Genomic DNA, 20,348 nt, shown 5'->3' on the forward strand with positions numbered 1-20,348 from the left:
CCCGGCTCGAGGCCGGGCTAAGGTAGGGATTCTACCTACATGGGATATCTGGGTGCAGCCGCGCTGTTGCCATGTGCAAAGCCAGCCGCGAAATTTAAAAAGGGCCCGTTTATTCCTCGTTAACGCTGAGGCGGGCCAAGGTAGGGATCTCCAATGCTATGGACGACTTAAGCAGCAGCCCGCTGGATGTCGTCCGGGTAGGCAGCGCCTACCGCGTCGAAACTGTAATCTTCCATGCCAAGCTCTTTGAGTACCGCTTCCACGTCCTCACCACTCTTGGCACTGATGCGCTTGTGAATGGTGTTGAGCAAACCGTGGCGATTCACCATTTGCCAGGTACCGGTGGCTCGGGTGCGCTTGCCTTTGCTGAAGCTTAGCGCTTCCTCGTAGGCGTAAATGGCGCGGACAGCAGCAAACTCGGCGTCGGTGTTTGTCTCGTGGCGCTCCGCTCGCAGATCTACTGCGCGACGGTGAGCCTGGGTGGCCAATTCCGGATGACCTCGACGTGCTGCGTTCTTGGCAAATACGTAGCAGAGTTCCGGCTCTTTAATGCGTTCTACTAATTCGTGCATGTCTTTTCTCCCTATCGTTAACGCGCTTATCTTGTCGCTGCGCCGTGTATGGGTTGTATATTAGGGAGTGAGGGTCAATTTCCACATGGCAGCACGCGACAAGCGCATGACCGCGCGCGCCATATGGCCGGCACTGTGGGAACCAGAGCTAGATCAAATCTGAAGAGCTTGCTGCAAGCGCATGAATTAGAGGAAAAAAGCCCGCGAGTCATATGACGGGCGGGCTAACAGCCGTATGTTTCGGGGCAGAAACATCGGCCAGGGGACGTGTTAGCACGTGCAGGGAGCAACGTGCTAACTAAAAAGTAGTCCGCTCTGGCCAAATAGCAAATTATTCGCTCAAAAAATCATCAGTCAGGGCTTGATAGCCAGGACATCGGTCTTGAGATGGCGCAAAACTTTCTCTGCGGTATTGCCCAACAGCCGCGCCTTCACGCCTTGGCGACCGACGGTACCCATGATGACCAGCTGAGCGCGTGTGGCGGCCGCCTGGCTGGCGATGACCTTCTCGACCGGCCCCTCTTCACCGTAAATTGCTTTTGGGGGATATCGAACTGCGCCGCCAGGGCCTTGATGTGAGGCGCCATAGCTTTCTTGGCGTCGGCCACATAGGTGCCGGGATCAATCAGGTCGAGATCAGCCAGCAGCACCGGAATCTCAATCGCACTGACAATTTCAACCGTGGTATCCATGGCCGATGCCAGCTGCTTTGCCCTGCGCAGGATTTCCTCATTGAGCTTTTTCTTGGCCGGGATCTTGGTATCCAGGTGCAGCGCCGCAAGCACCGGCTTGGTGCGCGACCACTTTTTCTCCGCCAGAATCAGCACCGGCACCGAACATTCACGCAGAAGCTGCCAGTCAGTGGAAGTGTGAGCAATGGTCTCGGGACGTCGCCCGGTTTTAATCATCATGTCGTAACGGCTGCCTTCACAACGTGCAGCGACCCAGCTCGCGACATCTTTCTCCCAGACCACACGCAGCTTTACTTTTTGCCCATTGGCAACACGCTTGTCGATTTCGGTCTGAACTTCTTCGCGACGGTTTTCAATCAGCTGAGCCTTGATTTTGGCCCGCTCTGCCGTTGCCAGTTGCAAGGCTTTGAGGGGCGCATATACAAATGCGACCACTTCGCTGTCCATACCCGTGCGTGCAGCGATATTCAGGCCGCGTGAAGTAGCAATGCCTTTACCTTCGAGGTCGGCGACGATCAGAAGTTTTGCCATCGAATAATCTCATTGTTGTTTTGCCTGAGAGATTATGGGGCTTTGGGGCCTGGTGAACAGTGGCCCAGATCAATAAAGCGATAATTATCGCGGCGCCTGCAGAACCAAAATGAAGGCAGCTGCAGACCAGGTTAGCGAGGTTAGGAAGAGATCACGGGATACCAACTATCATCGACCCGATAGACGAGACCGTCGTGCTGCAAATCGACCAGCACCCGCTCGACGACACCCGCGTGATAGGTTTCAGCGCCATTGGGCGTCCACTGGGCGAGGAAAGCGGCAATATCGCTAGTGGTAGCACCCGCCGCATACGTAAAGCGCACCGCCATGTACACCATGGCTTTCATCATGCGCATGACTTTGTCGGTTATTACAACAATCGGATTCATGCCAACCTCCTGTTTGTTGACATGAACACGATACGTCGCCGAACGCACGCAGAGCATGGCCCGCCACGCCAATAGCATGGCGAGCCGCGTCATTAAGCGCGCGGCTGTACTGAGGCTCTGAAGTCGGCGGGGGCCGTGCCTGTCCAGCGCTTGAATGCGCGCGAGAACGTGCTTGGCTCTGAAAAGCCCAACAGGTAAGCCGTCTCAACAACCGAACGATTGGGCGTGCTGAGATATTTCTGGGCCAGCTGCAGACGCGTGTCCTGCAGCAGATCCATGAAGCTGGTGCCCTCTTCCTTCAACTTGCGCTGTAGCGTTCGATTACTCACGTGCATAGCATCGGCAATCTGCTGCTGGCTTGGCGGCCCATCGGGAAGGTGCTGTACGATTTTGTCGACCACGTCGCGCGATATGGAATGGGCCAGAAAACCATCGAGATAAGCCTGGGCCTGCTCATCGTTCACCCGGGCCAATGCGGGATCTCCCGTCACCAGGGGCTCGAGTATGTCTGACTTGTACCAGGCTACGCTGGTGTGCGGCGCATCGAACTCTACATGCGTGCTCAGTAACGACTCCCAGCGCTCAGGGTTGGCGGGGCGCGGACGCTCCAACTGCACCGAGGCAGGCGGAATAAAATCGCCCAGCGAAAGATGACACATGCGCGCTACGATACCGACACCAAAGTCGCGCACCGCAGGATGATAATTATCGCTGAGCGGAATGGGGCCAAACTCCAGGCGAATATAGTCACCGTCTTCGGAGAGCTTCATATTGGATGCGGTCGTCAGCAACTTGCCGAAGCGCACCAACCGCTTGAGCCCGTCGAGAATCGAATCACTGGCGAGCCAGGCCAGACCAAGACCGTGAAGTACCTGCGCCTGCAACTGCTCGGCAGCCACCAGGCCAAAGGCCTCATCTTCACTCTCTTCAACACAGGCCGCTAATAGCGCATTGAATTCGCGCTGGGGGATACGCCAGTCAGGGTTGGCCAGCTTGGCGCTATCCAGACCCACGCGCTCCATCACCTCCAATGGCGACATACCAATGCGCCGCATCGCCTGCGCCAGCGGCAGCACCATGCTGCCTAAAACAGAGTGTTGTAATGTTGAGTCCTGTTCCATGCGCCCTCCCCTGTGAGCTCTATGCAGACTAATAGAAACCTTGCCCGGGCCCAAGGGGGCATTATACTGTACTTATATACAGCATAGGTGAGCCATGTCGCCCAAACCACGCATCATCGCCAGCCAGAAGAGCGTCCTGTCAGGTCGCGGCACTGCCAGTAATCACCCGCCTCGCTTCCAGCGGCTGACGACACTGTGGGAGGATGGCATTGAGGGCCCCAGCCCGGTCACCGAATGCCGCGCAGTCCAGGCCAGCTCGATTATCTCGCGCAACACTTCGCCTGATATTCCGTTCGAGCAATCGATCAATCCGTACCAGGGCTGCGAGCATGGCTGCATCTATTGCTACGCCCGGCCCACACACGCCTACCACGATCTCTCGCCGGGGCTCGATTTTGAAACGCGCCTGAGTTACAAACAAAACGCGGCAGAGGTTCTGAACAATGAACTGGCCAAGCCGGGTTATCAATGCCGGGGCATTACCCTGGGGGCCAACACCGATCCCTACCAACCGGTGGAGAAACAGCTAAGTATCACCCGTGACATCCTGCAGGTACTGTGGGAGACGCGCCACCCTGTCAGCATTATTACCAAAGGCGCCCTGGTTACTCGAGACATCGACATTCTGGCGCCAATGGCCGCAGAAGGTCTTGCCTCAGTAGCAGTGAGCATTACCACACTCGATGACGATCTCAAGCGCACTCTGGAACCGCGCGCTACCTCTGACCACGCGCGGCTGCGCACAATCGCATCACTGAGCGAAGCTGGCATACCGGTGACGCTGCTGGCCAGCCCGATGATCCCTGGACTCAACGACGCAGAAATGGAACGCATTGTTGCCGCCAGCGCAGAGGCAGGTGCTTCCAGCGCAGCCTATATGCTGTTGCGACTCCCGTTCGAAGTCAGGGATTTGTTCTACGAATGGCTCCATGAACACTACCCCTGAAAGCGGCGCGCATCATTTCACTCCTGCGGCAATGTCGCAGCGGCAAGGATTACGACAGCCGCTTCGGCCACCGTATGCGCGGCCAGGGGACCTACGCGGACCTGTTGTCGCAGCGCTTCAGAATCGCCTGCAAAAAAGCAGGCGTACGGGACGGAGAACGCTGCCGCGGCAGAACAGATTTGTTCACACCACCACAGAAAAAAGGGCGCAATTGCGCCCAGATAGATATGTTCAGCTAAAAACGCTACAGGTTGGAAAACTCGCGGTTGAGTTTGAATTTGCGCGACGTCACATAGGACTCCATGTCTTCGACGCGGCGCAAGGCGGCGTCGAGCCGTTCCCTGGCGCGATTCAATCGTACACTGCTGGATTCAGAGTAACGAAACACTTTGCGCGGCCGGTAATCGTGGTAGCGCTCATCGTATTCCATCTCCACCTCGACCTCGTCATAGTCAGGCTCTTGCCAGCTATAGCTGTCATTGCTGCGTCGGGTTGGCCGCGGTGAAAGCAACACCCAGGCGGCCAGATATATCCACAGCGCCAGCGTACCCGTGAAGATGAATCCGCCAATCCAGATCATCCGCATCACCCAGTGGGCGATATCCCAGTGATCCGCTAGCCCGGCACAAACACCGGCGACTTTGCCGTCGCGGGTATTGCGGTACAGGCCCATGCCCCAGCCGCCGCGCTTGTTACTGTAAAACTTCCTGGCGTGATGGCCGCGGCCTCCACGTCGATCATCGTATCTACGACTCATGAGTTTACCTCCCGGTGCTGCTCTTGACCGCTCGGCTGCCGCCAACCGCCGTGGTCGGCGTCCAGCAGGCGTTCGAGGGTCTCGATGCGGTCCGTTAACTTGTCCACTGTCTCCAGCATCTGTTCAACTGTTTCCCTGTCCTCTGCGGACAATCCCTTCGCCGACCGATTAACACTGCGGTAGTGCATGCTGATCCAGACGGGCGCCACGATCACCATAAATAAGATGGTGGGGACGAACATGAATTGCCAAAATTCCATTAATCATTTCCTTGGGCCGGGCTTCATACGCCCATGCTGCCATTGTTAGGATGTCGAGCCAAATCCGCGGTGGCGATTAGTCCTTGCTGCCGCCACCGATTTCGGACTTCAGACGGCTCAGCTCGTCGTTAATGCGGTCGTCTTCGGCCAGCGCATCAATCTCGGCGGCCAGGTCCGGGGGCACATCGCGGCCAATGTCCATCGACTCGAGCTGGCTCTCGAGGTTGTCCATGCGACGCTCGAAGCCTTCGAAGCGGGCGAAAGCGCTGTCGAGTGCATCGCGATGCATCTGGCGCTTCACCTTGATGCGAGACTCCACAGTTTTGGTGCGCATGGCCAGGGCTTTCTGCTTGGCCTTGGCATCAGACAATTTCTGCTGCAGCTGCGCCACTTCCTGATTCAATTGATCGATGTGCTCGTCAGTGGCTTTCAGCTCGGCCTCAACAGTGGCCACTTCGTCCTCGATAGCGTGCTTCTCCTGCAGTGCTGCACGGGCAAGGTCTTCACGCCCCTTGCTGATGGCCAGCTTGGCCTTCTCTTCCCAGCTGGCGGCCTCTGCCTGAACCTGCTCGAGACGGCGCGCCGCTGCCTTGCGATCCGCGAGGACCCGGGCTGAAGAAGAACGAACCTCTACCAGCGTATCCTCCATCTCCTGGATAATCAGGCGGATCATCTTTTCCGGATCCTCCGCCTGGTCCAACAGCGAGTTCAGGTTGGAATTAATAATGTCTGTCATACGGGAAAATATGCCCATTGCTACGTCTCCTGCTTAAGTAACTCTCAGCCCTTGGCCTGCGACTTCGTCGCTGGCTGGGCAATCCAATAAATCAGTTCAATCACCGCCAGCACCTGAAGAAAGCTCCACAAGGCTGCCGCGGTTCCGGCGAAAGCGGCCGTCATGCCACACAGCACTGCCAGTGCGGTATAGATCACAAACCTTTCACCCCATTTGTTCATTTGCCTGTTCCCTAAGTTAAATGGCGATTTTTTGTATTGCGGAGCAGGTATTACAGAATCCGTGCCAGAATTCGTATCTCTCTGTTTTTATTGGATTTATTATATTTAATGGTCATCCCTACACTCTAAATAAGGCTATTTTGACCTTTTAATAGGGTTCTATTTACCTACACATAAGGTATATTTAACCTATGCAAAGACCTCAGGAAAGTATGATTGGCAATTCAGCAGCCCTCGCGGCCGCCTTGGACCGGGTATCGGTACTCGCACCAATCAATCGGCCGGTGCTGGTCATCGGCGAGCGCGGCACCGGTAAAGAGCTGGCTGCAGACCGCTTGCACTTCCTCTCCGCCCGCTGGGACGCCCCGCTGCTAAAGACCAACTGCGCAGCGATCGCTGACGCGCTGCTGGAGTCCGAACTGTTTGGCCACGAACCCGGCGCCTTTACCGGTGCCACCAAAACTCACCAGGGCCGCTTTGAACGTGCCGACGGGGGCACCTTGTTTCTCGACGAACTGGGCACCATGTCACTGCGCCTGCAGGAAAAGCTCCTGCGCCTGGTGGAGTACGGTGAGTTTGAGCGCCTCGGTGGCCAGCAAACCCTGCGGGTCGACGTTCGCGTTGTCGCGGCTACCAATGCCGACCTTCCTGCCATGGCCGAGCGAGGGGAGTTTCGGGCAGACCTGCTGGACCGACTGAGCTTTGACGTAGTGCACCTGCCCGCCCTGCGCCATCGCCGCGAGGACATTGCGGAACTGGCAGAGCATTTTGCTTTTGGTATGAGTGCCGAGCTGGGCTGGGAGCTTTTTCCCGGTTTTTCCGAAGCGGCCATGCAGCAACTGCTGGCGCACCAATGGCCAGGCAACGTGCGCGAACTCAAGAACGTCGTTGAACGCTCACTTTACCGCTGGGGCAATCCCGACGAAGCCGTCGGCCAAGTCGTGATCGACCCCTTTCGTTCGCCCTATCAGGACGCGGATTCGGAGACACCTGAAGCAACCGCGCCCGCAACATCAAGTGAAGGTGATCAGGACTTCGGCGCGCGCATGGACACGATCGAGCGCGACCTGTTGGCCAAAGCCCTGGCAGATAACGAGGGCAACCAGCGTCGTACCGCCGAGGCGCTGGGCTTGAGCTACGACCAACTGCGCGGCATGGTGCGCAAGTACAAACTAGGTGGCACGCGGCGCAGAAGCCGCTAGGATACACACACCAACCCAAGGACATGCCATGAACGCCTACTCTCTCGCCGTGATCAGTGCCGGGACGTTTTTTCTCACTGCCCTGCTCTGTGGCGTCTGGAAGTATGTGCAGATGGTCGACAGTGAAACGGGGCAGGCTCACTTCTATGTCGACACAGCGCACCGCGCTTCGCTCATGTATGCGTTTGCCTGCGTCCTGATCGCCGCATTCGTCAATATCAGCCAGCTTGGCGCCACCCTCGAACTGGTGGCGACGGCGTTACTGGTGATCTATTTTGGTATCGCCATTCTCACGTACATTCTGCAGGGTTTTAAAGGCGAAACTGACAATCAGGTGCATCGCGCATCAGGCGCAGTACGCGTGTTTATGTGGACATTGATTGGCGCTGAGATCGGCGGCTTTCTGATCCTCTTCTATGGTGTGATCACCGCCCTGCTCTAGCGACGATTATGGATTACCTGCAGCTACTTGAAGACCTGTTTGCCGCCATCCCACGCCAGGGACCCGGCAGCCCGGCAGTGCTCAATCGTGCACTTGCACTGTGTGACTTAGACCCTGAACAAGCGCTGCAGGTAGCCGATATTGGCTGCGGCACCGGCACATCCACTCTGGCGCTAGCGCGGGCACTGAATGCTGACATTACCGCCGTAGACTTCCTGCCGCGGTTTCTGGCACGCCTGGAGTTACAGGCCCAAGAGGCAGGGCTGGATAAGCGCATTCAAACCGTGTGCGGCTCCATGGACGCTCTGCCCTTTGTCGACAACAGCCTCGACCTGATCTTTTCAGAGGGCGCAATTTACAACATCGGCTTTGCCAGCGGCGTGAACAGCTGGCGACGCTTCCTCAAACCCGGCGGTTTATTGGTTGTATCAGAAATTACCTGGTGTCACGCCAACCCACCGGCGACACTGCGCGAATACTGGGAACAGGCCTATCCCGAGGTTGGCACCGCAAGCAGTAAAATTCAGGTGTTGGAAAATGCCGGCTACAGCCCTATTGCACACTTTCTGCTTCCGCAGGCGGCCTGGACAGAGCACTACTACGCGCCTCTCGCTGAACAGTTTGCACCCTTTCTAGCCCGCCACCCGGATAATGACGATGCGCATAGCATCGTCGCTGACAATCAGGCGGAGATCGCCATGTACAACGAACACAGCGCCGACTTCACCTATGGCATGTATATCGCGCGCAAGCTCTAGCGATTAATGTCCAAAAGCTAGCGCTGAGGTTCAGCGAACGGTGGAGAAACCCTCGTCCCAGGCATAGGCGCGATAACAGGACTTCAGGCCTGCACCACATTCAGAAGGGTGAATTCGCAACAGCAAGACCGGCACCGACTGCGTGTCCACCAATTGCCAACCCCGGGCCAGAAACCGATAAACCGTGTTGTCCACCACCACCCACAAAGTGGTACCGCCGGTACCACCCCACATAGACGCGGCGGAGGTACAGGAGAAGTGCAAGGCATCGATGAAGGTCGCTTCATCATCTCCCAGCGCAAAGCGCTGCACCGCCTTCTCCCCGACACTGAACTGCCCCTGTTGGAAGCCGCTACAGTCGGCCGCCGCACTCTCGAGCACAGTATCGGGCGTACCGTCGTACTCCACCTGCGCCATCGCATTTGCCGCAAAGCATACAGTGGCGGCTAATGAATAAATCCAACGTTTCATAGGGTCATGTCCTCATAGGGTGATTCGAGATCAAGGCTGACCTCGTATCCACCCACCACGATGCGGGAGCCATCCAGTTCAACATCACCATCCTGCAACACCCCATGATCGAAACGATATACGGGATCAATGGTGCCGTTCGTCATACCCGCATCATAGCCCTGCTGGGTTTCACGCACCACCTCGTTAGCCGCCTCGTAGGCCTGCCATTGCGCCTTGGAATAGCGGGCCTTGAGCATATTGCGAACGGTGCTTGGACTGAGCATGGTCGCCGAGGCGTTGTTCCCGCCGAAGCCTTTGGAGTTGATCACTGCATAGGCCGCCTCGGAAGCGTCGAATTCGCGATGCGCCCGACTAAAAGCGAGATGGTCCTGCGCCACATCGTCGGCAATGCCATCAATGGTGTTAATGCCCGGGATAATGCCGTGATGCCACATGCCGAGTGTCGATGTGACCTGGTCACCGGAGGCGGCGCCGAGAGAGTGGCCCAGATAACTCTTAAGAGCCGCAACAGGCCATTGCTCAATGCCAAAGGCCTCAGCTACGCGCGAGAGAATTTCAGACTCACTGGTGCGGTTTTGCGGCGTGCCGGTGCCGTGAGCCTGCACAATGCCGCCGGTGCGTAGTGCGTTCTCACCGACAATTGCCCGGGCCGCAGCCGTCGCTTTTGCCATGGTAATGTAGTTACCCACACCAGGGCCGGAGATCGACTTCTTGTAGCCATCCGCGTTGACGAAGACATCGGTGGCGGCACCGAACACGGTGGCACCCAACTCCATTGCCAGCTCATCGTCGAACAGCACAATCATCTGCGCGGATTCGGCAATGGTAAAGCCACAGTTTTCAGCAAACGGCCGACACGCGCGGCGATGATCGGGAGCGGAGTCCGAAGCCAGACCATCCAGCGCGCGCAGTTCTTTGTCCGTCGCCAGCGCGCCCATCGCGGCATAGCCTTCCATCACCTCGGCATTAATCGGTGCTTCGGCAGAACCAATAAATGCCACTCGCGCGCGACCGGCGCGAATATCGGCAATCCCCATACGCATGTTGTACAGGAATGACGCACAGGCACCGAGGGTCGCCCCGGTGGCACCCATGGTGCCGAGTATATAGGCATTGATAAAATCCGAGGGCATTTCGGCGAGGCTTAAGGGGCAGTATTTGGAGGTGACGCGTTTACCATTGTAGCGGGCTTTGAGCATACCGCCGGCGCCGGCACTGTCGAGCTGCCCCATGGCACTGCCGGCATACACGCTGATCTGGTCAGCGGGCACCTTGCGCTGCAAATCCTCCCAGTTGAGGCCGAGGTTACCTAGCGCATCAGAGGCTGCGCACACGGTCATCTGCAGGCCACGGGGATGGCTGCGCGAGGGGTACAGCGTTCCCGGCTCATAGCCCGTGGGCAACTGGCCGGCCGCCTTTACCTCAAAATCCCGCGCGGTGGGCAATAGGAATTCCTGGTGACCGCGGATATTCACATTCACGTGAGTGACAGACGTGGGCGTTACTTTCCAGCTGGGCGGAATGGCGTCGGGCAGATGGCGGGTTTCAATATCGAAGTTCACCGGATGACCGTTGCTCTCGGTGGGAAACCGCTGGTTCCACAACACGGCATCAACGTCGAAATGCTGGCCCTCGATCTTGCGGATGAGAGTGTGATCGAGAATGTACTGTTCATTGCCCGCAGCACCGTCAAGGGCCATCATACTGGCCAGCGAGGCCAGCGTGCTCTGTTGAGTCTGCTCTGGCAGGGCTTCATAAGCCATGCGAGCGACGCCGTGATGTCCGGATGCTCTCCCAGCACCATTGATACCACCAAAGCTGACAATCACGGGCAACCGCTGTTTCGACATTCCTGTTATTCCTCTCTACTGCGATGAGTTGTTATCAGACAGTGTAGGGAGCACACAGACTAGCAGATATGGCATATCTGCCACATAATATGCGCTTTCGGCACACAGAAGACGCTCATGTATCGTATAGGCGCACTGCTATACCCACAGGCCCTGGCTACCAGTATCACCCTGCCCCTGGAAATTTTGCAGGCCGCTGCGCAACTGGCCCGGGTGGAATCCAGGCAATCTTTCGCGGTGACTTCGATATTGGCCGCTCCCGACCTGCGCCCGGTGTCACTGCTAGGCGGACTGACCCTGGCGCCGGACATTAGCTATGATGAGCTAAACGACCTGGACCTGCTCATCATTCCGGCGATCTGGCGCAACCCGCAACCCATTGTGGCTGCCGCCCGCCCCTGGCTACCGCAGTTGCGCGACCTGGCCAAGGCCGGCACCCGTCTGTGTGGCGTTGGCACCGGCGCCTGCATGCTGGCCGAAGCGGGTTTGCTCGACGGCCGCCCGGCCACCACACACTGGAACTACCGCCAGGAGTTCGCCCGCCGCTATCCCAAGGTGGCGTTCAAGAGCCGCCACCTGATCACGCAAAGCGACAATATCTTCTGCGTGGGCAGCGTGAACTCCATCGCCGACCTGGCCGTCCACCTGATTGAAGAGTGGTACGGTGAAGGCATTGCCCGGGCTGTGGAAAGCCAGTTCTCACCAGAGATCCGCCGTCCGTTTCGCGCTGCGGCATATCAGACCGGCTCAGACAGCAGTCACCACGACGAACTGGTGGCCGAGGCCCAGGACATGATTCGCAGCCAGCTGAGCAATCCGCCAAGGCTTGCCGACATCGCCGCGCAACTGGGCATCAGCGAGCGCAGCCTCAACCGGCGTTTTCATCAGGCCAGCGGCAGCAGCCCCCGGGAGTGGGTTCAGAACCTGCGTATCAGCCGCGCCCGTGAACTCCTCAGACACAGCAACCTGCCGGCCAACGAGGTGGCTTGGCAAGTCGGTATCAACGACGCCAGCCACTTTGGAGCACTGTTCAAACGCAGGGTAGGCATGACCCCGGCAAAGTACCGCGAGGCCGTACGGGGCAAGCTTTTCACCCCGGGTGTGCCTTGAGTAAAACGGGCGCTTGTGGCTAAATTAGCGCCCTTTTCCCAGCCATCCCGGCCCAGCGCCAATGGATCCAGATATGTCTGAAGAAACAGTAGTCATCGTCGACGGTGCCCGCACGCCCATGGGCGGCCTACAGGGCAGCCTCAGCAGCGTACCCGCGCCCGAACTGGCCAGCACCGCCGTGCGCGCTGCCCTCGCCAAAAGCGGCATTGGCGGCGACGCGGTAGATGAGGTGTTCATGGGCTGCGTACTGCCCGCTGGGCTCAAGCAGTGCCCTGCCCGCCAGACAGCAATTGGCGCAGACATTCCAGTATCGGCCGGCGCCGTGACCGTAAACAAGGCCTGCGGCAGCGGCATGCAGGCCGCTATCTTCGGCTACGACAGTATTGTGGCTGGCACCAACAGCGTGGTGGTTGCTGGCGGCATGGAGAGCATGTCGAATGCACCGCACATGTTGCCCACCGGCAGCCGCGGCGGCCTGCGCACCGGCCATACCCAGCTGTTCGACCACATGTTTCTCGACGGCCTCGAAGACGCTTATACCGGACGTGCCATGGGTAGCTTTGCCCAGGAGACTGCCGATGAACGCGGCATCACCCGAGAGCAAATGGATGCTTTCGCCGTGGAATCCCTCAGCCGCGCCAAGGCGGCTATTGACGACGGTTCCCTCAAGGCAGAAATCGCACCGGTGACGGTAAAGTCCCGCCGCGGCGAAACCGTGGTGGAAGACGACGAGCAACCGCACAAGGCGGCTGTCGACAAGATCCCCAACCTGCGTCCCGCCTTTGCCAAAGACGGCACCATCACTGCGGCCAACGCCAGCTCTATTTCCGATGGCGCCAGCGCCCTGGTAATGATGTCTGCAGCTGTCGCCGGGGAGCGTGGCCTCCAGCCCCTGGCCCGAATGGTCGCCCATGCACGCCACAGCCAGGCACCCGGTGAATTTACCATTGCACCCATCGGCGCTATCCAGAAGCTGCTGCAAAAAACGGGTTGGTCCGTCGAAGATGTAGATCTCTTTGAGATCAACGAGGCGTTTGCCATGGTCACCATGCTCGCCATGGAAGACCTCGGTCTGGATCACGCCAAGGTCAACATCCACGGCGGTGCCTGCGCCCAGGGCCACCCCATTGGCTCAACCGGTTCGCGCATTCTGGTGAGCCTGATGTACGCCCTGAAAAAACTCGGCAAAAAACGCGGCGTTGCCGCTCTGTGTATTGGCGGCGGCGAAGCTACCGCTGTCGCCATTGAATTGATTGAGGAATAAGCATGGCCCTTTCCAGCGTACCTGACATTCTGGACGACATCCGCGCCGGCAAGATGGTCATCCTGATGGATGACGAAGATCGCGAAAATGAAGGCGACCTGATTATCGCCGCCGAGGCAGCAACCCCGGAGATGATTACGTTCTTCTCCAGCGAAGCCTGTGGACTCATCTGCATGCCGATTACCGAAGAACGCGCGCGTCAGCTGCAACTGCCACTCATGGTGCGGGACAATCGCTCCCAGCACGAAACCAACTTCACGGTATCCATCGACGCGGCCGAGAAAAAAGGCCCCGGCATCAGTTCCGTGCAACGTGCGCACACCGCCCTGACAGCAGTAGCTCCCGGTGCCAAGCCCATGGACATTATCCAACCCGGGCATATCTTCCCGCTGGTCGCCAAGCCAGGCGGTGTACTGCGCCGCGCGGGCCACACCGAAGCCGGTGTAGACCTCGCCCGCATGGCAGGCTTCGAGCCAGCTGCACTAATTGTCGAAATCATGAACGAAGACGGCACCATGGCCCGCCGCCCGGAACTTGAGGTATTCGCCGAGAAACACGGCCTGAAAATGGGTACGATTGCCGACCTCATCGAATACCGCGCCCTGCACGAGCAGTCTATCGAGCTGCGTAACACCAAAACCATCACGACAGAGTTTGGCGAATTCGAGCTGCACACCTTCCTCGACCTGATCGACGACACCGTGCACTACGCCCTCACCTGCGGAGAGATCAGCGAAGACGCCGAGGTGCCGGTGCGGGTACAAACGGTGAACACCCTGCGTGACGTACTCGGCACCACCATCGCCGACAGCAGGCCCGGGTGGTCTTACCGTCGAGCTATGGCGCATGTGGCTAAAGCCGGCTGCGGTGTTGTAGTTCTCATTGGCCAGGAACAGAGCCCCGAGCAGGCACTGGCTGAGGTTGTGCAGTTCCCGGAGCCGCCCAGCGTAACCGGCCCTGCCGATACCAGCGGCCAGCAGAACTATCGCGTCATCGGTACCGGCTCACAAATCCTCAAACGCCTGGGTGTCGGCAAAATGAAACTGCTGTCGGCCCCGGTGCATTTTAACGCCCTCTCCGGCTTTAACCTTGAGGTTACCGACTTCGTTGAACCGGAATAGTTTTCGGCGCCAGAAAAAGGCGCCCTATGGGCGCCTTTTCTAGTTCCGCTATCAGATACCGGAAGGCCTGTTGAATGCCAGCGGGCCGTTTTTGTGAGGTCCGAATAGGCACAGAATCATGCATCTCGATCAAGTAGCGGCAGCCCTGGACCAATTCCTGTCATTCCCGCGAAGGCGGGAATCCAGTGTCCGCTCTGGGGCCAATAGCGGACACTTGTTAACGCCCAAAGAGCGGCGCGCGTTAGCTCGTAAAGCCCGAAGGGCAATGCTGCCTTTGCTTGTTATGTGTTTTTGTCATACTGCATTAATTCTACTGGTGCTCCATTAACTTCTATGAACGCAACTGTTAAACCGTCACTGGGTGAATTTGGTTGAATGATTATCTTTTGCCCTTTTAATGCATTGTCTAAATCACTTACTTCAAAAGCAACATGAGGCACAGATTTAACAAGCTCTGGATAAGGTGCATCTTTCCAGTACCTTTGCCACTGAATACCAAAGGGATTGTTTTCATGATCAGATACCGTCATTTTTAAATGAGGCAAATCAATTTCACCATCAAATTTTTCTAGTGTTGGTATGCCTATATGATTAAATTTCATTGGAATCCTTGTTCAATCTGAACGGCAGCTAAGGGGCCATAAGCGGACATTTATCAGAACTTAGACAACAGGTTTACGCCGGCGTAACAGGCCATAAAACGACTGATGGCCGGTTACGGCATAAAGCCCCGAGTAGAATACTACAATTGTTGCGATCAGCAGTTGAAACCAGTCTCTATCGGCGCTCGATAAGCGGTCGAAAAATGTCCACAACGTGAGCAAGCAAACTGCTCCTGCTAGTGCTCTAAGGATACTCTTCAAAGCTCACTCTCGACTTCCTAGGGGCCATGAGCAGCAACTTCACATCTCCTCAATCAAATATTCCAGCGGTTTCATGTCATTCGCTGCCAGAATGTGTCCCAACCGTTTTGGACAATAACGCTCTGGCTAGGAACTTGTCTGAGAATCATGGCCACTGCCACCAAGTCTCCAACAGAGGCTCCAGCGTTGATAATCGATGAAACCGCTAACCATGGAGGAACGGAGAAAAAGAGTACGATTAGCAATGGCACGAATGACAGTACAACAAACGGAAAAACATACACAAGGAGCCACCTGTTCCTACTAAGGCGCCCTTGGTATGACGCATAGAAGACAAACATCTCCGGCCAATAACCAAAAAGGATTTCACGACGATTACCTAGCGGATAAATTGCAGCATGAAGCAGCTCATGAATAGGTACAAGAAAGACAATCACCAAGAGCACCACGAACGGACTAGTATCAAGCAAATTGCTAAAAATAAGAGGATCAACCACCCACCAAAGAGCTGCAAAGAATAAGGTCATTGCCACCGAAAGGTACTTCATTATTCGACGGAACTCATCTTTGCTTGGCTCCTTTAGCCGAATATACTTTTCTAGGTTATGCCTTGTGTTCTCCGGTGGTGCTCCGACATGAAATTTTACTAAACCCGCGACGTCACGACCGTGTGCAGCACTCCAAGATGAGCGACCACCGAAAATTCTCCACTTTTCGAAACGAAGCGTGAATGCAATGGGAGCGAGACAGATTGAAACCAGGGCCCAACCAAGCCACACATCCGCTAGTGGGCCAGATCCAACCTCAGTTGGATCTGACTGTATCCATAGCCACGTAGCGTAGGCGGTGTCGCCTGTCGTAACTAGTAAAAGAATTCGTGCAATTACTCTCAGCATCTTTCTAGTTCTAGCTTCCATGCCATCTTAAAATCCTATGTTACTTAGCGTGAGTAGAAACGCAGGTTAGCCAAAGCTTTCGGGCTTCTAGCTGTACCAAAGGGCAGCTAAGGGGCCAAGAGCGGACGTTGATCAATCTTCTTTTCTTGCCGGCTTTATAGTCTCATAGATCATATCGCTCCGGGGACAGAGGTATAAAATCGCATATCTGTCGTTGCACTCAGCGGGCACTCAAGCCTGCACACTGTCACTGCGGGCAAACGGGTCTATGCTTCTATCAGAGTCAACACGGAGCCGCCTGTGCGCTTGGATCGCCCTATGAATAGACCGCTCGAGTCAGCACTGCTTGATGCCATCGCCTGTGACAGAACCATTGACCAAGCCTACACCTGGCTCTGCAACCAGCGCAGTCGCTACCCCGCTAATGCCGATATTTGGCATCTGCGTTTTCATTGGCAGACCCGTCGACCCGCACTCATTGCGCAACTGCGCAGCCGCGACTATCAATTTAGACCGCAGCAGCGGCTGCTGAGTGCCAACGGCAAGCCCATCCACCTGTGGTGTGCCGAAGATGCCCTGGTACAGAAAGCGATGGCGATGGTACTGGGCTCAGCCTTGCCGGTCTCGCCGCGCTGTACTCATGTAAAAGGCCAGGGAGGCCTGAAGGGGGCTCGCCCCTGAGTCCGCTGTTAGCGGCCATCTATCTCAAGCCATTGGATGATGTGATGGACCGCGCTGGCATTGCCTATGTGCGTTACATGGATGACTGGGTCATCATGACGCCTCGCCGTCACCAACTCAGGCGGGGTATTCGCCTAATCCAGCAGACCTTGCAGCAGCTCAAACTCAGCACCCATCCAGACAAAACCTGGGTGGGCAAGATAGACCGGGGCTTTACGTTTCTGGGCTACCACCACACCCGTGCTGGCGTGAGGCCAGCCAAAGACACCATCGCGCGTTTTCGTGAGCGAATCACCCAGCTTTATGAGCAAGGTGCGGGCAACGCCCGCATTGGGGCTTACGCAACACGCTGGTGGCGTTGGGTGTGTGCGGGTTTACCCGGAACGCAGGTGCTGGTCGAACAGAAGGCCCTCACCGGGGCCACGAGCAGACTGTCACCCGCACCGTGACGTGCCGTGAGGCGCAGTCTTTCATTGCTCGAAACAGTACAACCGAGACAAAGTGTCACAGGAAGGAAGGTACGATTCGGTCCAATCAATATCGATACTGAGACTATAGCCCGCGTTGCCAGAAAATGCATCAATAGAGGTTGCCCAATCAGCGCAAGTGTCAAAAACTTGATTACCGGAATAGTCGCTAAGGTTTCCAAACTTGTCCGTTCCTGTCCAAGCATACAAGTAATCCGAAGGCAGCTGTGTGCCGCCCTCATCAAGATCAATAGGCTCCCTCAGTCGACCATCAGTGATGTCGGAGAAGCCGCTCGCGATAACCGTGCCATCGACCAAGCGGTATTCGTAATCACTCGGAGCGAATCTGGACGCTACGTCCTTTACGCTGTCAGATAACCATGCCTTGTAATTGCCATGATTTTGCAAACCGGCCGAAGCCGCCAGATCTGTGCAAATTCCGTCTGCACCGCCAAGACCTCCCAAATTTCCGGGTTGAGTGGTGCTCGTAACGAACACAACTTTCTTGCAGTCGTAATCGACGGCGCAACTGTCACCCGATTCAAGGATGAGGCCGCTCTCGCATTGCGTGGTGGGCGGGGGTTGGGAAGTACAGCTATCATCTATCCTCAAGGAACCCAGCTTCAGCGCTACGCCAGAGGTATTACTGATTTGCGCCGGCTCGACAGGTAGATCAATTTCCCCGCCTTCAGGGTTGTCCAGCTCAAGCGGAATAATACTAGCCAGTGCCTGGGGAATGTTCAGGCTACCCAATGCGCTCAGGGTGAGACCCGCCCCCAATAACATCACACTCAATAATTTACGCCCCTGCGGGCCGCGCAATGCGCGATAGCCAACCAGCGCCAACAAAACGCCAAGCGGTATTAACAGCAGCGAAGGCATCGGCACGGGCACTGCCGGTGCGACTGAATCAACGGGAGTCGGAGCAGCGGTCACTGACGCAGGCCCATATGTCAGGGTACCGCTTGTTTGCGCGAATGCGACTGAAGAGAGTGTCAGCGATGAAATCGCCGCCCATGCGTGCTTGATGCTCATGTTAGTCCCCTGGTTACCATTTTGTTATTTGAAAGCACGCGCTGCCTTCCATGCGCTTGATATTGTAGTGCGGCTATACTTGGTTTTACTTGAGTTTAACTGACAACGCAACAATACTGAGCCGCGATTCGGCTCAATAATATGAGGCAATCAAAGCTTCCCTTCGAATTATGACCGTTACACACGGATTTCAGAAGCACGGGGCGTTCATTTTTGAGCGGAGAGGATGTTTGTCGGATACAACGCTTCATGTCCGCTTTGTGGACGAAAGCGGACGCTCGCGAAACTATATCAAGAGACCGCAATTAGGCGAAAGCGGACTTTGATCAGTCAAGATGAATGATCTCAGAGGCCATCGCTTTAAGTTTACTAATTTAGTTTCCTTCCGCGCCCGGGCCTAACGGCTGCCCAAAGCTAAACTCAACGAAATTGCCATCTGGATCTCTTATTCCGCAGTAGTAGCCTACTGGATATGGCTCCTCCCGTGGCTCCCACTCCAAGATACCATCTGATCGAGCCATATCTGCGATAGTATCGACAGCCTCTTTACTGTCCACAGCAAAACCGAGATGAGAGTAGTCTGCAGGGGCCTGCTCCCGGCCGGGACCACCGGGGATAAGTACGACAATAAATTCTTTTTCCCTACCAGCCTGAGCCAACCAGACGACCCGCTTCCCCTGGTTAACTCGATTATGAGTCAATTGCATTTGCGCATATGACGTATAAAAAGCAACACACGCTTCAAGGTCACGAACGTGCAAAGCAAGATGAGTAAACGAAACTGACATGAACAATTTTCTCCGCTAGTCAGAAAAAGCTCCTTCAAACCATGGTAGCGCAAAAGTCCGTTTCTAGGCGAAAGCGGTCGTTCGGGATCGAAGGGTTGAACCCACAGCCCCAAAGCTGACACTGGATTCCGGCCTTCAAAGGAATGACGGGAAGGGGACGCTTAGCTGACCCTGGGATCTGTGTTACTTGTGTGGGAGATACCGGCCCCGACAGGGCTTTAGCTTGGCCTCATCAGCTTGCATACTTTTCCCGCTGCAGTTTCCAGTCGACAAAGTGCTTAATCTGAGCCCAGGCTTCCTCCGCTTCGGGTATTCCAGAATCCAACAGACCGTGCCAGCCGTGTATCATTTCCGGCCAGCTTTCCAGGGTAACTTTCACTCCCGCCAGCGTTGCACGCTCAGCCAGTCGCAGTGCGCCTTTGGCCATGGTGTCGTATTCGCCGACCTGTAGAAACAGATGGGGTAGTCCTTCAAGATTCGCGTTGCAGACTGAGGCACGGCCGTCGTCGAGCTCTACTTTGCCCGCGGTGAAATCGAGCCCACGATTTCTTACCCATTCCGGCGTAAGAAACGGATCCCTTCCCGAAGGCCTGGTCGTTACATTCAAATCGAACCACCCCGTCAGCGACACAAAACATGCCGGCATCGGAAGCCCTTCATCTCTTGCCTGTAATAGTGCGTCCACCGCCAAGCCCCCGCCGCAAGACTCACCCAGTACAACAATCTTCTCTGGGGAAACGCCCATCTCCAGCAATCCTCGATAGGCATTAAAGCAATCCATGGGAGCGGCGGGATACGGATGTTCGGGTGCCAGGCGGTAGTCCGGCATAACCACCGGCATATCCAATGCCCTTGCGATGAGACCGCCGTAAAAGTGGTACACATCCAACGGACAAGATACGTAGGCGCCACCGTGGTAGTGAAGTGCGACACAAGCGTGGTCGGCGTGGCGATCATATTCGTACCAGCCTGCTCTGATACCACCCACTTCTTTGACGTCAATCCGCAGGTCGCTGTCCGTTGGGTGATTATGAAAAGGCGCCATGGTGTTTCGAACTGCCTGAAAATCGGCATTGGGGTCTGCGAAATTTTCCGGGATGAGGTCGATGATTGCCTCGAGATTGTCGCTCGCCATTCTGGGTTCCAGTTCCGATTGTGTAGATTGCGTCGCC

General features: G+C 56.4%; 25 protein-coding genes. 9 read left to right on the forward strand and 16 right to left on the reverse strand.

All coding sequences use genetic code 11. The annotated features are described in order from the left end of the window. Positions 1-167: 167 nt before the first annotated feature. The 5 genes from BST95_RS13125 to BST95_RS13140 all read right to left on the reverse strand — a co-directional run bounded on the left by BST95_RS13125 (position 168) and on the right by BST95_RS13140 (position 3,305). Positions 168-572 carry a hypothetical protein gene (locus BST95_RS13125; protein ID WP_084200056.1) on the reverse strand — a complete coding sequence of 135 codons (405 nt, stop codon included), beginning with the start codon at positions 570-572 and terminating at the stop codon, positions 168-170. A 354-nt stretch (positions 573-926) separates the two neighbouring features. After that, positions 927-1,073: a universal stress protein gene (locus BST95_RS21410; protein ID WP_420866362.1), complete on the reverse strand. Its 147-nt coding sequence runs from the start codon at positions 1,071-1,073 to the stop codon at positions 927-929. Continuing rightward, complete coding sequence (locus BST95_RS20615) at positions 1,004-1,795, reverse strand: universal stress protein (protein WP_240500194.1); 792 nt, start codon at positions 1,793-1,795, stop codon at positions 1,004-1,006. Before BST95_RS20615 ends, BST95_RS21410 begins: the two co-directional genes overlap by 70 nt. 140 nt (positions 1,796-1,935) lie before the next feature. Further along, positions 1,936-2,184, reverse strand: a complete 249-nt coding sequence (locus BST95_RS13135) for a hypothetical protein (RefSeq protein ID WP_146004163.1) — start codon at positions 2,182-2,184, stop codon at positions 1,936-1,938. A 92-nt stretch (positions 2,185-2,276) separates the two neighbouring features. Beyond that, complete coding sequence (locus BST95_RS13140; protein ID WP_084200060.1) at positions 2,277-3,305, reverse strand: AraC family transcriptional regulator; 1,029 nt, start codon at positions 3,303-3,305, stop codon at positions 2,277-2,279. A gap of 94 nt (positions 3,306-3,399) precedes the next feature. Between BST95_RS13140 and BST95_RS13145 the strand changes: the two genes are divergently transcribed. Next, positions 3,400-4,251, forward strand: a complete 852-nt coding sequence (locus tag BST95_RS13145) for a PA0069 family radical SAM protein (RefSeq protein ID WP_205737273.1) — start codon at positions 3,400-3,402, stop codon at positions 4,249-4,251. A 244-nt stretch (positions 4,252-4,495) separates the two neighbouring features. Here BST95_RS13145 and BST95_RS13150 read toward each other — a convergent pair whose 3' ends face one another. From BST95_RS13150 to BST95_RS19765, 4 genes are all read right to left on the reverse strand, one after another. Beyond that, on the reverse strand, positions 4,496-5,008 hold the full coding sequence (locus BST95_RS13150; protein WP_066056476.1) for a PspC domain-containing protein: 513 nt from the start codon (positions 5,006-5,008) through the stop codon (positions 4,496-4,498). Next, positions 5,005-5,268 carry an envelope stress response membrane protein PspB gene (pspB, locus tag BST95_RS13155; protein ID WP_084200062.1) on the reverse strand — a complete coding sequence of 88 codons (264 nt, stop codon included), beginning with the start codon at positions 5,266-5,268 and terminating at the stop codon, positions 5,005-5,007. Before pspB ends, BST95_RS13150 begins: the two co-directional genes overlap by 4 nt. Positions 5,269-5,344: 76 nt before the next feature. Then, on the reverse strand, positions 5,345-6,022 hold the full coding sequence (gene pspA, locus BST95_RS13160; RefSeq protein WP_084200064.1) for a phage shock protein PspA: 678 nt from the start codon (positions 6,020-6,022) through the stop codon (positions 5,345-5,347). Between the two features lie 26 nt (positions 6,023-6,048). Further along, positions 6,049-6,225 (reverse strand): hypothetical protein, encoded by a 177-nt coding sequence (locus tag BST95_RS19765; protein ID WP_157114488.1) that lies wholly within the window; start codon positions 6,223-6,225, stop codon positions 6,049-6,051. A gap of 212 nt (positions 6,226-6,437) precedes the next feature. Between BST95_RS19765 and pspF the strand changes: the two genes are divergently transcribed. The 3 genes from pspF to BST95_RS13175 are packed head-to-tail and all read left to right on the forward strand — an operon-like array spanning position 6,438 to position 8,627. Then, entirely contained in the window at positions 6,438-7,427 is a 990-nt protein-coding gene (gene pspF / locus BST95_RS13165; protein ID WP_229801866.1) for a phage shock protein operon transcriptional activator, read from the forward strand. A 28-nt stretch (positions 7,428-7,455) separates the two neighbouring features. After that, positions 7,456-7,869 carry a hypothetical protein gene (locus BST95_RS13170; RefSeq protein ID WP_084200069.1) on the forward strand — a complete coding sequence of 138 codons (414 nt, stop codon included), beginning with the start codon at positions 7,456-7,458 and terminating at the stop codon, positions 7,867-7,869. 8 nt (positions 7,870-7,877) lie between these two features. Continuing rightward, on the forward strand, positions 7,878-8,627 hold the full coding sequence (locus tag BST95_RS13175) for a class I SAM-dependent methyltransferase (protein WP_084200070.1): 750 nt from the start codon (positions 7,878-7,880) through the stop codon (positions 8,625-8,627). Between the two features lie 30 nt (positions 8,628-8,657). Here BST95_RS13175 and BST95_RS13180 read toward each other — a convergent pair whose 3' ends face one another. Together BST95_RS13180 and BST95_RS13185 are read right to left on the reverse strand one after the other, a co-directional pair. Beyond that, positions 8,658-9,098: a hypothetical protein gene (locus BST95_RS13180; protein ID WP_146004162.1), complete on the reverse strand. Its 441-nt coding sequence runs from the start codon at positions 9,096-9,098 to the stop codon at positions 8,658-8,660. Beyond that, on the reverse strand, positions 9,095-10,951 hold the full coding sequence (locus BST95_RS13185) for a beta-ketoacyl synthase (protein ID WP_084200074.1): 1,857 nt from the start codon (positions 10,949-10,951) through the stop codon (positions 9,095-9,097). The genes BST95_RS13180 and BST95_RS13185 overlap by 4 nt, the downstream gene beginning before the upstream one ends. 117 nt (positions 10,952-11,068) lie before the next feature. Between BST95_RS13185 and BST95_RS13190 the strand changes: the two genes are divergently transcribed. The 3 genes from BST95_RS13190 (at position 11,069) to ribB (ending at position 14,446) form a co-directional block, all read left to right on the forward strand. Next, complete coding sequence (locus tag BST95_RS13190) at positions 11,069-12,061, forward strand: GlxA family transcriptional regulator (protein WP_084200076.1); 993 nt, start codon at positions 11,069-11,071, stop codon at positions 12,059-12,061. A gap of 73 nt (positions 12,062-12,134) precedes the next feature. Further along, entirely contained in the window at positions 12,135-13,325 is a 1,191-nt protein-coding gene (locus BST95_RS13195; RefSeq protein ID WP_084201170.1) for an acetyl-CoA C-acyltransferase, read from the forward strand. A gap of 2 nt (positions 13,326-13,327) precedes the next feature. After that, the gene (ribB, locus tag BST95_RS13200) at positions 13,328-14,446 is read left to right on the forward strand and encodes a 3,4-dihydroxy-2-butanone-4-phosphate synthase (protein WP_084200078.1); all 1,119 of its coding nucleotides are present in this window, start codon (positions 13,328-13,330) and stop codon (positions 14,444-14,446) included. Between the two features lie 281 nt (positions 14,447-14,727). Here the strand turns inward: ribB and BST95_RS13205 are convergent, their stop codons facing one another. After that, a complete protein-coding gene (locus tag BST95_RS13205; RefSeq protein ID WP_082849838.1) occupies positions 14,728-15,048 on the reverse strand; it encodes a VOC family protein in 321 nt (106 codons plus the stop codon). 332 nt (positions 15,049-15,380) lie between these two features. Then, positions 15,381-16,226 (reverse strand): DUF3267 domain-containing protein, encoded by an 846-nt coding sequence (locus BST95_RS13210; protein ID WP_084200080.1) that lies wholly within the window; start codon positions 16,224-16,226, stop codon positions 15,381-15,383. 297 nt (positions 16,227-16,523) lie between these two features. Between BST95_RS13210 and BST95_RS20620 the strand changes: the two genes are divergently transcribed. Continuing rightward, on the forward strand, positions 16,524-16,886 hold the full coding sequence (locus BST95_RS20620; RefSeq protein ID WP_189520387.1) for a hypothetical protein: 363 nt from the start codon (positions 16,524-16,526) through the stop codon (positions 16,884-16,886). Between the two features lie 44 nt (positions 16,887-16,930). After that, positions 16,931-17,335 carry a reverse transcriptase domain-containing protein gene (locus BST95_RS13220; protein WP_240500195.1) on the forward strand — a complete coding sequence of 135 codons (405 nt, stop codon included), beginning with the start codon at positions 16,931-16,933 and terminating at the stop codon, positions 17,333-17,335. A 21-nt stretch (positions 17,336-17,356) separates the two neighbouring features. Here the strand turns inward: BST95_RS13220 and BST95_RS13225 are convergent, their stop codons facing one another. The 3 genes from BST95_RS13225 to BST95_RS13235 all read right to left on the reverse strand — a co-directional run bounded on the left by BST95_RS13225 (position 17,357) and on the right by BST95_RS13235 (position 20,311). After that, on the reverse strand, positions 17,357-18,388 hold the full coding sequence (locus tag BST95_RS13225; protein WP_102106149.1) for a midcut-by-XrtH protein: 1,032 nt from the start codon (positions 18,386-18,388) through the stop codon (positions 17,357-17,359). A gap of 374 nt (positions 18,389-18,762) precedes the next feature. Further along, positions 18,763-19,176: a VOC family protein gene (locus BST95_RS13230; protein WP_084200084.1), complete on the reverse strand. Its 414-nt coding sequence runs from the start codon at positions 19,174-19,176 to the stop codon at positions 18,763-18,765. A 232-nt stretch (positions 19,177-19,408) separates the two neighbouring features. Next, a complete protein-coding gene (locus BST95_RS13235; RefSeq protein ID WP_084200085.1) occupies positions 19,409-20,311 on the reverse strand; it encodes an alpha/beta hydrolase in 903 nt (300 codons plus the stop codon). Positions 20,312-20,348: the final 37 nt, after the last annotated feature.

The sequence above is a fragment of the Halioglobus japonicus genome, from assembly GCF_001983995.1.
GTDB classification, from domain to species: Bacteria; Pseudomonadota; Gammaproteobacteria; order Pseudomonadales; family Halieaceae; genus Halioglobus; species Halioglobus japonicus.